We start from the raw sequence: 12,400 nt of genomic DNA on the forward strand, positions 1-12,400 counted from the left end.
AGTGCGGCGGGCCGCGGGCCGATCAGCGCATGAGGGCCATGGGCTCGGCCGAGACCCCGTAGCGCGGGCGCGCCGCGACGCGCCCGAGGCACGCGCGCGCTCCGATCCGGCCGGCGAGGAGGTCGGCGTAGGCGGCGAGCACGCGCGCGGCTTCCTCGCGGGTCTCGCGCACCAGCTCGACCCGGAAGCGGCGCACGCCGCGCGCGACGAGCTCCGGCGCAAGCTCGGCGGCGGACTGCAGCTCGCCGTTGAAGACCGTGTTGCGGCAGCCGACGTCGACGATCACCGGGTGCGTCCGGCCGGTGCGGTCGCGGAGCGCGACCTCGTGGCGCTCGCACGGTCGGCCGCAGGTGCGGTAGTCGCGCCCGCCCGAGAGCAGGTGCGCATACACGCAGTGCTCGGTGTGGAAGGTCGGGATGCGGTGGTGCAGGACGACGGTGAAGCGCTCGGCGGGCGCGGCGTCGAGGAGCGCCGCGAGCTGGGCGCGATCGAGATCGTAGGACGGCGTCAGCGTGTCGAGGCCGCGAGCGAAGAGCTCGGCCGCCGTGATCGAGTTGGCGACGTTCAGCGAGAAGTCGCCGTGCAGGAAGGGGCGCGGCGCGCCGGGGGCGAGCGCCTGGAAGGCGACGAGCGCGCCCCAGTGCCGCACGAGCACGGCGTCGGGCGCGAGCGCCGCGAGACGGCGGTCGTAGCCCTCCTCGCCGGGCTTCTGCACGCGCACGGTCGCGAGCGTCACGTGCAGACCCGCTGCGCGCGCCCGTGCGACCGCCTTCCCGAGGCCGACGAGCTCCATCCAGTCGAGCTCGACGGCGCGGGCGCCGCTCGCGATCACGGCCTCGAGCTGCTCGGCGCTGCGACAGAGCGCGACCAGCTCCGGCGCCTCGGGCGCGATCCAGCGCGGTGGACGCACCGACCGCGCCGCCGCACGAAGCCCGGCGGCGACCGATTCCTCGCGCACCTCGCGCACTGGACCGCGCTCGATCGCCGGCAGCAGCGCGGCGACGAGCGCCCGCCGCACGCGCTTCAGCTCGGAGACCGGCACGTGGAGCCCCGGCGCGAGCCCGGAGGTATCGAGCGCGACGCGCGCGCTCCTCTCGAGCGCGACGCGCGCGCTCCTCTCGAGCGCCACGCGCGCGCCCCCCTCGAGCGCCGCGCGCGCGCTCCCCTCGAGCGCCACGCGCGCGCTCCTCTCCTGCGCCGCGAGCGCGAACGGCGTGCCGCCGAACGCCGCGAGCTTGTGGCGCAGCACCTCCGGCGTGAGCCCCTCCCCCGCCGCGGGCTGCAATGCCGACGCCGTCGTCGCCTCGGCCCGCGCGTGGCCCGCGGTCGCGACCGCGCGGAGCGGCGTCCCGGCGCGCCCCTCGACGACGAGCGCCACCGGCACGCGACCCGCCGGCTCGTCGGACGCCACCACGCGCTCGGCCTCGCGCGCGATCGCCGGGTCGCTCGTCACCCACACGCGATCACCCGCCGCGACCCGCGCCAGGTCCGGACCGGGCGCTCCGAAGCGCAGCATCCAGCCGTCGCGCGTCGGCTCGACCGCGAAGATCGGTCCGCCCGGCTCGCGCGGGTCCTCGGGGTGTCCGGCGTCGAAGACGACGCCCATGCCCGGCCGCGGCGCGACCGCGGCGGCTCGCGGTCCACCGCTCGCGTCATCGGCGCCGCCGAGACCGCGGAGCGCCGCCGCCGGCGCGCCGAGCGGCGCCGCGACCGCGACGTCGCTCGCGCGGCCGCCCGTCCACGGCCGTCCGCTCGCGTCGCGCACGACCGCCACCGCACCCCGCCCGACGGTCGCCACGCGCCCGAGGAAGACGCCGCGGTGCTTCGGGAAGCGCCCCTCGACGAGCGCCTGGTGATCGGAGCCGCCGAGGAAGCCGTCACCGAAGCCGCGCGTGTACACGAGGCTCGTGCGGAGCAGATCGTCCCGCGCTGCAGCAGCGGCGGCGGCGGCGCGCGCGCCGCCCGGGCGCGCCACCGCGTCGACCCAGTGCCGGTAGGTCGCGGTCGCGGTCGCGACGTAGGCGGCGCCCTTCTGCCGTCCTTCGATCTTGAGCCCGCGGACGCCGAGCGCGGCGAGGTCGCCGACGGCGCGAAGCCCGGCGAGGTCCTTCGGCGAGAGGAGGTAGGCCACGTCCCCGAGGTCGCGCACCTCGCCGTCGAGCACGAGGTCGTACGGCAGGCGGCACGATTGCGCGCACTGGCCGCGGTTCGCGGAGCGTCCGCCCCACGCTTCCGAGGTGAGACACTGTCCCGACCACGCCACGCAGAGCGCGCCGTGAATGAACACCTCGAGCTCGAGGTCGGTTCCGGCCGCGAGCCGCCGGATCTCCTCGACCGAGAGCTCGCGCGGCACGACGATCCGCACCGCCCCGAGACTCGCCGCAAAGGTCGCGCCCTCGGCGCTCGAGATCGTCATCTGCGTGCTCGCGTGCACCGGGAGCGCGGGACAGAGCGCGCGCGCCAGCACGGCGACCGCGGGATCCTGCACGATGAGCGCGTCGACGCCGGACTCCGCCGCCCGCCGCACCACGCGCTCCACGACGTCGAGTTCGGACTCGAAGACGAGCGTGTTCACCGCGAGGTGCGCCTTCGCGCCGGCGCGATGGATGCGTGCGACCGTCGCCGTGAGGTCGGCGAGCGCGAAGTTGCCGGTGCGCGCGCGGGCGTTGAAGCCCTCCCGGAGCCAGAAGTAGACGGCGTCGGCGCCGCTCGCGAGCGCGGCCTTCAAGGCGTCGAGGTCGCCGGCGGGCGCCAGGACCTCCGGGACGGACGGCGGTCGCATGGGAAGGCGGAAACGGTATCACCGCGCGCCGCCGCCCGGAACGCAGGCGCGCTCCTGCCGGCGGCCGTCGCGGCGGCCGCGCCGCCCCGGCTACGCGACGAGCGCGCGCGCCTTGGCGGCGAGGCGGGCGACGCTCTCGTCGTGCTCCACCGCGAGCGGCGCATCGGCGCGAAACCAGCGCAGCGCCAGCGACTCGCCGCTGAGCGCGAGGCGCGCGCCGGGCGGCGCGATCACGAGGAAACGCACGTCGTAGTGGACGTGCGCGGGCTCGCCGGGCCGCGCCGGGATCTCGTGGGCGTCGAGGTCGAACGGCTGCACGCGCCCGTCGATCGCGGCGAGCGACAGGCCCACGATGCCCGACTCCTCACTCGCCTCGCGCAGCGCCACGCGCGCCGCATCCGTGTCGCCGTCGGCGTGGCCGCCGAGCTGGAGCCAGCGCCCGAGCTTCCGGTGGTGGGTCAGCAGGAACTCGGCGCGGTCGTGCGACACGAGCCACGCGGAGCCGGTGACGTGCCCCGGAACGCAGGCCCGCTCGAAGCAGTCGGAATGGGTGCGCACGAAGTCCGCGAAGCGCGCGGCGACGGCCTCCTCGGCCGGGAAGCGGCGCGCGTAGGCGGCGACGAGATCGAGCAAGGGACGCCGGTGCACCGCCGGGTCACCGCCCCGGCCCGGGCATGCCGGGCTTCGCGCTTCGCCACCGACCCCGCACCGCCCGCACCGCGCGCAGCATCCGCGCGCGCCTCAAGCAGGCGGCACGAACCACACCGGACACGGTGCCCGATGCAGCACGTCGCGAGCGGTGTCGTGCGTGAAGTAGCGGCCGACGAAGCCGCGCGCGTGCTCGCCCATGACAGCGAAGGCCGGCGCGCGCTCGTGCAGGAACGACATGATCCGCTCGCTCGGATCGCCGCTGTCGAGGTGGCAGTCGACGCGCGCCACGAGATCGGGCGGGACGCGCTCCGCGAGCCGACGATGCGCCTCGTCGTGCGCCCGGCTCGTCGCCCCGGCGGCCTCGACGTGCAGCAGATGCAACCGGAGCCCGAGCGTCCGCGCCAGGTCGAAGGCATGACCGAGCACGCGCCCGCTCACGTCGGTCCGGTCCACGGCGACGACGACCTCGGGGGCCGCGTGCCCGGCTTGGGCACGCATGCGGAGAGGCGCCGTCGCCGCGTAGCCGTCGTGGATCGAGACCACCGGACACGGGGCGCGGGCGATGACGCGTTCGGCGACCGACGCGTGCTCGTCGTTGCTCCACCCGTGACTGCCGAGCACGAGGAGATCGGCCGGAAGGCGGTTGGCGAGATCGAGGAGGATCGGAACGAGCGCGCCGCTCGTGACGCTCGCCTCGACGGGCACCGTCCTCGGCACCCCACTCATGAGCACCCGCATCGCGTGGTCGACCTCGGTCGCCGACTCCCGCGTGTCGCGGTGCACCTCCTTCCATTCCCAGGCCCGCGTGAGCCCCGGAGCAACCGACGCGACGTTGTGGTGCAGGACGAGCCGGGCGCCGAAGGCCTCGCAGAGCTCGCTCGCGATCGCCACCTCGCGTGCGGCGAGCTTGGTGAGGTCGACGGCGCAGAGCACGATCTTCGGTGGCCACATGATGGGTGCCTCCTCTCGATCCTGAACCAGCACGCGACGTGCCAGCGCGCCGCACTGGCGAACCGCCCGTCGCGCCATCGGCCCGAACCGGCGTGCCCGCCCCGAGCGACGCGGGAATCGGAATGTCCTTCCCGCGGGCGGGAAGGCCCGCATACCGGCCCGCACCCCGCCGTGCTAGCGGAGACCGATGGCGCGCCGCGCTCGCATGATCGTCGTCCCGCACGTCGACCTCGTCGGTCGGACGGTCGTGCTCGCGGTCGCCCGGCTCGACGCGGCGGGCGCGTTCCTCGCGGAGCCGGATAGGAGCGCGAGCGCGGAGCCGGATCGGGGCGCGGGCGGCGATCCGGCGACCGACCCCGCGCCGCTCCTGCTCCCGAAGCGCGAGGTGCCGGCCGGGACGCGGGTCGGCGACGCGCTCTCCGTCTTCGTGACGCTCGACTCCGAAGACCGGCCGATCGCGACCACGCGCAAGCCCGCGCTCCAACTCGGCGAGGTCGCGTTCCTGCGAATCACCGCGGTCACGCCGGTCGGCGCCTTCGCCGACTGGAGCCTGCCGAAGGAGCTCCTGATCCCGTTCCGCGAGCAGACCCGCGACCTCCGGGTCGGCGAGCGGCACCCGGTCGGGCTCTTCGTCGACAAGACGGGACGCCTCGCCGGCACCATGCGCGTCAGCGAGATGCTGCGCGCGCAGCCCGTCGTGCGGCCGGGCGAATGGGTCGCGGGCGAGGCGTGGCGGACGGATCCCGCGGTCGGCCTCTTCGTGATCGTCGAGCGCCGCTTCGTCGGCCTCCTGCCGAAGAGCGAGCCGCACGGCCTCGAGCGCGGCGCGTCCGCGATGTTCCGCGTGACCCGCATCCGCCCCGACCGCAGGTTCGAGCTGTCGCTGCGCGCGCCCGCCCACGAGGAGATCGGCGACGACGCCGCCCACGTGCTCGCGATCCTGCGCGCCAGGACCGGCGGCCCCATCGGCGACGCCTCGAGCCCCGAGGAGATCCGCGCCCGCTTCGGCCTCAGCAAGAAGGCGTTCAAGCGCGCCATCGGCCGGCTCTTGAAGGAGGGCGCCGTCGCGCTCGGCCGCGACGGCGTCGTGACACCGGTGGCGGGGGGACCGCGGCGCCGCTGAGCTACACCCGCAGCGCCGGGAAGAGCCGGCGCGCCAGCGACGGCACGATCAGCATCGCAAGCAGCACGACCCCGCCCACCACGCGATCGTCGTCGGCGAACGACGCGGCGACGACGCTCGTGGCGAGCAGGATCGCGAACCAGACGAGGTCGCCCGCGATCGCGCAGAGCCAGCGCAGGACGCGCGGCACGTCGAGCCCGGTCGCGACCGCTCCCGCCGTGTAGACGTCGACGCCGAAGCCGATCGTGGCGACGCGAAAGAGCGCGGCCGGGCGGCTCGACGCGGCGCCGCGCGCCTCGCCGTGGGCGGCCGGCGTCCCGAGCATGGCGAGCTTCAACATCCCCTTCCCGACGCGGCGGAGCGCGGGCACGTGCCGCGCGAGCCGCTTGAAGCCGACGAAGAGGGGATGGCAGATCGCCGCCGCCAGCACGTCCGAGGCGGCATAGAGCCCGAAGGTCGCCGCGGGGTGGAGCGGGATGTGCCGGGCGAGCAACACGCCCGCCGGGATCCCGGGCCCGACCGGGGCCCAGAAGAGGGCGAACACCAGACCGATCGGCCCGCCCGGAAAATCCTTGCCGGCCTCCAGCAGCACGCGCGCGCCGTCCGGCCCCGCGAGCCCGCTCGTCGCCAGCATGTTGTTCGGATCGAAGAGCTCGGTCGGCGTCATCGCGAGAAGGGACAGCTTCCGGTCCGCCGGCCGCGAAGTCAATGCCGCGCGACGCACACGCCGCGCCCCGCCGAAATTGCGTTGCCGCGCGTCTTTGGGGTAGGACGCGACATCTCGCGGCAGGAGGAGGAGTGGCGATGAGACACGCACGTCATCTGGTGGTCCTTTCGGGAGCCTTGCTCGTACTGACGACCTGGGCATGCGGCGACGGCGGCGGCGGCGGCGCTGACGACGACCGGCGCAACCCCGTGGTCTTCACCGGCGACGGCACCGAGGTGCCGGAGATCGTCGCGGAGTTCCGCGCCCAGCTCGGCCGCGACAACGGCGGCGTCCCCGAGCGCGGCTTCACCGGCCGGCGCGAGATCGACTGGGACGGGATCGCGGACGAGATCGCGACGCCCGCCTTCCTCCCGCCGGACTATTTCAACAGCCGCTCGGATCCCCTGGCGCGCGGCGCCCGCGTCACCTCGCCGGGCAGCGGCGTGCAGGTGAGCGCCGACGCCGACAACCCGAGTGGCACGCCGATCCGCTTCGGCAACTTCAACGCGACCTACCCCCTGAACTTCCAGACCTTCAGCGCCGAACGCCTGTTCTCCCCGATCGGCAGCAACGTCGTGGACGTCGTCTTCACGATCCCGGGATCGCCCGACGAGCCGGCGCTCACGCGCGGCTTCGGGGCCGTCTTCACCGACGTCGAGGGCGGCGGGAGCAAGATCGAGCTCTTCGCCGAGAACGACACCTCGCTCGGCGACTACTTCGTCCCGACCGACGCCGCGGGCCTCTCCTTCCTCGGCGTGCTGTTCGACCAGCCGGTCGTGAAGCGCGTCCGCATCACGTGCGGCAACGAGCCCCTCGGTCCGCTCGAGGTGGACGAGGTCGACGTCGTGGCGCTCGACGACTTCATCTACGGCGAGCCGCAGCCGCAGGACTGAGCGCGACGCGGGGCGCGCCGGTCCGCGACGCGTCCCGTCGTCACCCCGCCGCGGGGATGCGCGGCACGAGGAGGTGGGCGTCGTACCGGCCGCCCACGTGCAGCACGTGGCGTCCGCGGTTGCAGGACGCGTCCTTCCGATACGGCGGCGACGGGATGATCTCGTCGGCGGCCACGATCAGCTCGAGGGCCTCGCCCACGACGAAGAAGGTGCTGCTCGGGTAGATCTCGATCTCGACGGGCACGATCTCGCCAGGCCGCAGGCGCTCTTCCGACGTGCCCGTGAGGACGGGCTGCCACGGGGTCGAGCGCGCGGGATCGATCGCGCGGCGCGAGACGCGGCAGGAGCCGCGGCTCACGAGATCGTAGTGGTTCCCGACCGAGCCCTCGAAGTGGACGGTCGCGCCGTCGCGGTCGCGCTTGCTCACCGCCACGAAGATCACCATGTCGTCGGGCGGCGGTGCGGCGCCGTCGGGGCGCGCTTCGACCCAGAGCCGGAGCTTCATGTAGCCGGTGAGCTCGGTGTCGGCCGCGAACCCCTGGCGGAAGACGACGCGCCCGCCGCGCGCCGGATACGTGATCGTCGCGGCTTCGGCGGGCGGCGTCGCGACAAGCGCCGGCGCCGGCACGGCCGCGAGGTGCAGAGGGACGTATTCGGTGCGGGCGAGCGGCCACTCCCGCTCGTCGCGGACCGCGTGGATCACGTCCCGGCTCGCGCGCACCTCGAGGCGCACCGGCGGCCGCGCGAGGAAGCCGCTCGACGTGTCGCCTTTGACGAAGCAGTCCATGAAGTCCTTCGTGAGGCGCTGCACCTCGGGCGCGTAGTAGGCCGCCCACTTGCCGGTGCGGTGGGTGTAGACCCACTTCCGCTCCGAACGGGCCTCGCGGAAGGGGCGAAACGAGCCGACGGTATGGAGCCCGTGATCGGAGAACGAGGCGCACACCAGCATCGGCAGGGTGATCGCCTCGAGCTTCGGCGCCAGCGCGCGCCAGAACTCGCCGCGAAACGGGTGGCGCGCGAGGAAGTCCATCGGCAGCCCGCCGTTCAGCCGCGCGAACTCCTCGGGTGTGCAGGTGGATGGTTGTCGTAGGGATGCGCGCACATCACGACGGGCACCCGCTCGCCGGCGGCGGCGGCGCGGCGCGAGCGGACCACGTTGACCGTGATGTCGAAGCCGTCGCGCATCGGGATCCGCACGTCGTACTCGCAGAGCACGTCGGGATCCGGATCGGTGAGCACGCACTGCGGATTCCAGAGCTGTCCCGTGAGCACGGCGCGCCGGAGGATCGGCCACACCGACCGCGCGGCGGCCCGGAGATCGGTGATCCGACGCAGCGTCGCGAGCGCCATCGTGGCTGCTCTCTACGCCGACCCCGCCGCCGGTGCGAGAGGACGCCGCCGACCCGCCACGGCCGAGGGCCTCTCTACGAGGCGAGCAGGGCGACCCGCACGAGGAAGAGCGGAACGCCGCCGACGAAGGCGACCCAGTACGCTCGCTCGGCCAGGCGCCGGACGCGTGCGGTGGCCGGCGGCACGATCCAGGCGGTCGCGAGGACGACGGCCTCGACGAGCGCACGCAGGACGGCGGACCAGAGCACGAGGTAGATCGCGAGCGTCCACCAGTACGCGGCGAACCCGAGGAGATAGGCCCGCAGCCCGTACGTGTAGTACTCGCCGAAGGTCCCGCCGTAGGCGACCCACTGGTGGAGGCGAAAGAGCGGCAGCGTCGGAACGAGCGCGAACGCGACGTACTGGAGAAGCGGACGATACCAGCGGCCGGTCCCATCGACTCGCGACGTCGCGTACGCGGCCGCGGGCGTGCACGCCGCCGTACGCACGCCGTCGCCTCCCCCGCCGGCGGCGATGACGTCCAGGAGGACGCCGAGCGCCGACGGGGGGGCGAGCGCGAGGCCGTAGGCGGCACGCGCCCCGGACCGTAGCCGGAACGCGACGCCCGGAGCGGGAAGCGGCGTCCGCCACGCCTCGACCGCGACGATCGCGGCGCAGGGGATCTCGATGCGCCGGTCGCGGCGCGCGATCACCAGCAGGCCGTCCGCGACGCTCACCGACGCCGCGAACGCCCGCGCGAGGAGCCACGCGGCGAGCCCCGGAGCCGCGCTCGCCACGACGAACGTGCGGAGCAGCCGGAGCGGGTTCTCGAGCGGGGTCTCCGTGAACGCCAGCGCGAACGCCATGGCGAGCAGGCTGCCGCGGCCGAGCGCCACCAGCAGTGCGACAACGACACGCCAGGATCGGGAGTACGCGGTCGCAGAAGTCGGCATCGGGTGAGCGCGCCGTCTGCGGAATCCGCTACCTGAGCTTCGTCGCAAATACGCGCGGCAAGTTCAGATCGAATCCCGGCAACAGCGGCGTCGCCAACCGCTGCCGCAACGCCGCCGCCCGCGCGAGCCCCCGTCCCGACCATCGCTCGACGGCCCCAGCCGGCTCGACCACCCAGTACTCCTGGACACCGGCCGCGGCATAGAGCAGTCGCTTGGTCACTCGGTCGTACAGACGGTCGCTGGACAGAACCTCGATGCAGAGCTCGGGGACGCGATCGATCGGACCTTGGTGCGCACGTGGGATCCGGCCGAAAAGCACGAAGGCGTCCGGCTGGAGAATCCGCCCGGGTGCGAAGTGCATGTCGAGCGGCGCCTGCCCGACCGTCACCGGGCTCTTCCGCTTGCTCGCCCACGAACGGAGGGCCACGACGATGCGCGCCAGGACCTCCTGGTGCCAGTAGCCCGGGCTCGACGACACGACGACCTCCCCATCCACGAGCTCGATCTTCGAGGTCGACTCCGGCAGGCGAAGGAACTCCTCCTCGGTGATCAACGGACGCTGAGCGGCGGACGTCATTGCCGTGTGAGGCTATGGCCGGTGGCTCGACAGTGTCAACGGCGCGATCCAGCACATGAGGGTCGCCATGGCGGTCGTCATCCCGCCGTGCGCGTCGTGCGAAACCTGCGGGCCGCGCGACGTGCCGACGCCGCGCGCTCGCCGGCGCTGACCCCGCTACGCCGCGCGCTCGATGAGCTCGGCGATCTTGGCGCGCTGGTAGGGACCGTCGCCGAAGTAGAACTGGTTGTGCTTCTGGCGCTTCACGTAGATGTGGACGTCGCACTCCCACGTGAAGCCGATGCCGCCGTGCAGCTGGATCGAGCGGCTCGACGCGAAGGCGCCGGCGTCGGAGGCCGCGGCCTTCGCCATGCGGGCGAGGCGGAGCGCACTTTCGGGCTCGGCGTCGATGGCGCAGGCCGCCGCGTAGGTGAGCGAGCGGGCGCGGTCCACGTCGATCATCACGTTCACGATCGGGTGCTTCACGGCCTGGAAGAAGCCGATCAGGCGGTCGAACTGCGTCCGGACGCGGGCGTACTCGGCGGTCGTCTGGAGCTGCCACTCGGCGGCGCCGCAGAGGTCGGCGGCGACGATGGTCAGGATGGCGGGCAGCGCGGCGGCGACCGCCTTCGCGCCGGCGCTTCCCGCGGCGGACGCGACGATCGCGGACCTGTCGACCTTCACGTCGTCGAACTCCACGTGCGCCTGATCGCGGGTGAGGTCGACGACGCGGTCGGGACGGATCTTCAGGCCCGGCGCGTCGGCCGCGACGGCGTAGAGCCCGACGCCGCCCTTGGCGTCGCGCGCGGCGACGACGAAGAACGCGACCTTCCGCGCCTCCTGCACGTAGGGCACGGTGCCCTTCAGGACCGCGCCGTTGCCGCTCTCGGTGACGGTGATCGACGTGGCGTCGGGGAGCCACGAACCCTCGGCGCCCGGACCCGCAAAGGACGCGGCGTCGCCGCCGACGACGCGCTCGAGACACGCCTGCGCGACCCCGGTACCGGCCTCGCGCAGCACGGCGGTCGCGATGAGCGTCGCGATCAGCGGGGACGGCAGCGCGGCGCGGCCGATCTCCTCGGCGAGCGCGGCGACCGCGATCGTCTTCATGCCGACGCCGCCCGCCGACTCGGGCACCGCGAGCGCGGTCCAGCCGAGCTCGACCATCTGCTTCCAGAGGCGTTCGTCCCACGCGAGCGGCTGCACGTCGCTCTCGTAGGCGAGCTTGTGGTCCTTCGCGACGAGCGCGCGGAGCTTCTCGATCGGCGAGTTGTCCTTCAGGAACTTCCGCGCCGAGTCGCGCAGCATCTGCTCTTCCGAACCGAAACCGAAATCCTTGGGCTGGGCCATCGTCCCGTCTCTCCTAGTCTGGCTTCGCGTTACTTCGACTTCGCGAGGCCGAGCACGCGCTCGCCGAGAATGTTGCGTTGGATCTCGTTGCTGCCGGCGGCGATCGTGAACCCGTACGAGTTCAGGTACGCGAGCGGCCACTGGCCGTTGTCGGGCGCGCCGGGGTCGCCGACGTAGAGACTCGCCGCGGGTCCCTCGATCTCGAGCGCCACCGCCGCGATGTCCTGCATGAGCTCGCTGACGGTGACCTTGGCCTGGAGCGGGAGACGCATCGGGTGGTCGGTGAGCGGCTCGACGCGCATGCGCCGGTGCACCTGGCGCATGCCCTCGACGCGGATCGCGAGCTGGGCGACGCGGTCGCGGATGACGGCGTCGTCCCACGCGGGCTTGCCGTCGCGCCGCGAGCGCTTGGCGAGGCTCACGAGCTGGGTGACGCGCTCGTCGAGCGAGATGCCGCCGCCGCTCCCCGCGCCCTCGGCCGCTCCGCGCTCGTAGAGGAGCGTCGTCATCGCGACCGTCCAGCCCTTGCCGATCTCGTCGACGCGATACGTGTCGGGCACGACGACGTCCTCGAACAGCACCTCGTTGAAGCCGGTCTCGCCGGTGATCTTGATGAGCGGCCGCACCGTCACGCCCCTCGTGTCGGCGATCGGCACGATGAAGTACGTAAGGCCGTTGTACTTGTGCTCGTTGCTGGTGCGCGTGACCATGATCATCCAGCTCGCGAAGTGCGCGAGGCTCGTCCACACCTTGTGGCCGTTGATGATCCAGTTGTCGCCGTCGCGAACGGCCGACGCTTGCGCGTTCGCCAGGTCGCTGCCGGCGTTCGGCTCGGAGAAGCCCTGACACCAGATCTCGTCGGCGGCCAGGAGCGGCGGGATGAAGCGGCGCTTCTGCTCCTCGGTGCCGTGATTGAGGATGGTCGGCGCCGCCATCGAGAGGCCGATCACGTTGATCAAGTACGGCACCTGGGCGCGGCTCATCTCCTGGCTCGCGATCTGCTGGAAGCCCGCGTGGCCGCCGCCGCCGTACTCCTTCGGGTAGTCGCAGCCGATGAGGCCGGCGTCGTAGCACTTCTTCTCCCAGGCACAGAGGTAGCGCCGCTG

At 73.4% G+C, this 12,400-nt stretch carries 12 protein-coding genes; 2 read left to right on the top strand and 10 right to left on the bottom strand.

Translation table 11 applies throughout. The annotated features are described in order from the left end of the window. Positions 1–22: 22 nt before the first annotated feature. From IT293_13170 to IT293_13180, 3 genes are all read right to left on the bottom strand, one after another. A complete protein-coding gene (locus IT293_13170; GenBank protein ID MCC6765605.1) occupies positions 23–2,782 on the bottom strand; it encodes a DUF3656 domain-containing protein in 2,760 nt (919 codons plus the stop codon). 90 nt (positions 2,783–2,872) lie between these two features. Beyond that, positions 2,873–3,430, bottom strand: coding sequence for an NUDIX hydrolase (locus tag IT293_13175; protein MCC6765606.1), 558 nt, complete (start codon positions 3,428–3,430; stop codon positions 2,873–2,875). A 93-nt stretch (positions 3,431–3,523) separates the two neighbouring features. Then, a complete protein-coding gene (locus IT293_13180; GenBank protein MCC6765607.1) occupies positions 3,524–4,384 on the bottom strand; it encodes a universal stress protein in 861 nt (286 codons plus the stop codon). Positions 4,385–4,571: 187 nt separating this feature from the next. Here IT293_13180 and IT293_13185 point away from each other — a divergent pair, with 187 nt between their 5' ends. Beyond that, complete coding sequence (locus IT293_13185; protein MCC6765608.1) at positions 4,572–5,507, top strand: nucleic acid-binding protein; 936 nt, start codon at positions 4,572–4,574, stop codon at positions 5,505–5,507. A 1-nt stretch (position 5,508) separates the two neighbouring features. On the opposite strand, the gene IT293_13190 is transcribed toward IT293_13185, so the two are convergent. Continuing rightward, a complete protein-coding gene (locus IT293_13190) occupies positions 5,509–6,174 on the bottom strand; it encodes a hypothetical protein (GenBank protein ID MCC6765609.1) in 666 nt (221 codons plus the stop codon). A gap of 137 nt (positions 6,175–6,311) precedes the next feature. Between IT293_13190 and IT293_13195 the strand changes: the two genes are divergently transcribed. Then, positions 6,312–7,106, top strand: coding sequence for a hypothetical protein (locus IT293_13195; GenBank protein MCC6765610.1), 795 nt, complete (start codon positions 6,312–6,314; stop codon positions 7,104–7,106). 40 nt (positions 7,107–7,146) lie between these two features. Here IT293_13195 and IT293_13200 read toward each other — a convergent pair whose 3' ends face one another. The 6 genes from IT293_13200 to IT293_13225 form a co-directional block, all read right to left on the bottom strand. After that, on the bottom strand, positions 7,147–8,136 hold the full coding sequence (locus tag IT293_13200) for a CocE/NonD family hydrolase (protein MCC6765611.1): 990 nt from the start codon (positions 8,134–8,136) through the stop codon (positions 7,147–7,149). A 14-nt stretch (positions 8,137–8,150) separates the two neighbouring features. Continuing rightward, positions 8,151–8,456 carry a hypothetical protein gene (locus IT293_13205; protein ID MCC6765612.1) on the bottom strand — a complete coding sequence of 102 codons (306 nt, stop codon included), beginning with the start codon at positions 8,454–8,456 and terminating at the stop codon, positions 8,151–8,153. Between the two features lie 74 nt (positions 8,457–8,530). Next, positions 8,531–9,388 (bottom strand): hypothetical protein, encoded by an 858-nt coding sequence (locus IT293_13210; GenBank protein ID MCC6765613.1) that lies wholly within the window; start codon positions 9,386–9,388, stop codon positions 8,531–8,533. 28 nt (positions 9,389–9,416) lie between these two features. Beyond that, entirely contained in the window at positions 9,417–9,965 is a 549-nt protein-coding gene (locus IT293_13215; GenBank protein MCC6765614.1) for a Uma2 family endonuclease, read from the bottom strand. A gap of 156 nt (positions 9,966–10,121) precedes the next feature. Further along, positions 10,122–11,294, bottom strand: coding sequence for an acyl-CoA/acyl-ACP dehydrogenase (locus IT293_13220; GenBank protein MCC6765615.1), 1,173 nt, complete (start codon positions 11,292–11,294; stop codon positions 10,122–10,124). Between the two features lie 29 nt (positions 11,295–11,323). Further along, a partial coding sequence (locus IT293_13225) for an acyl-CoA dehydrogenase family protein (protein ID MCC6765616.1) occupies positions 11,324–12,400 on the bottom strand: 1,077 nt, incomplete at its 5' end.

The sequence above is a fragment of the Deltaproteobacteria bacterium genome, from assembly GCA_020848745.1.
Classification (GTDB): Bacteria; Desulfobacterota; Binatia; order UTPRO1; family UTPRO1; genus UTPRO1.

Coding starts and splice junctions, on each gene's coding strand:
- IT293_13170 (MCC6765605.1), bottom strand. CDS start 2,782: ATGCGACCGCCGTCCGTCCCGGAGGTCCTGGCGCCCGCCGGCGACCTC.
- IT293_13180 (MCC6765607.1), bottom strand. CDS start 4,384: ATGTGGCCACCGAAGATCGTGCTCTGCGCCGTCGACCTCACCAAGCTC.
- IT293_13185 (MCC6765608.1), top strand. CDS start 4,572: ATGGCGCGCCGCGCTCGCATGATCGTCGTCCCGCACGTCGACCTCGTC.
- IT293_13190 (MCC6765609.1), bottom strand. CDS start 6,174: ATGACGCCGACCGAGCTCTTCGATCCGAACAACATGCTGGCGACGAGC.
- IT293_13195 (MCC6765610.1), top strand. CDS start 6,312: ATGAGACACGCACGTCATCTGGTGGTCCTTTCGGGAGCCTTGCTCGTA.
- IT293_13200 (MCC6765611.1), bottom strand. CDS start 8,136: ATGGACTTCCTCGCGCGCCACCCGTTTCGCGGCGAGTTCTGGCGCGCG.
- IT293_13205 (MCC6765612.1), bottom strand. CDS start 8,456: ATGGCGCTCGCGACGCTGCGTCGGATCACCGATCTCCGGGCCGCCGCG.
- IT293_13210 (MCC6765613.1), bottom strand. CDS start 9,388: ATGCCGACTTCTGCGACCGCGTACTCCCGATCCTGGCGTGTCGTTGTC.
- IT293_13215 (MCC6765614.1), bottom strand. CDS start 9,965: ATGACGTCCGCCGCTCAGCGTCCGTTGATCACCGAGGAGGAGTTCCTT.
- IT293_13220 (MCC6765615.1), bottom strand. CDS start 11,294: ATGGCCCAGCCCAAGGATTTCGGTTTCGGTTCGGAAGAGCAGATGCTG.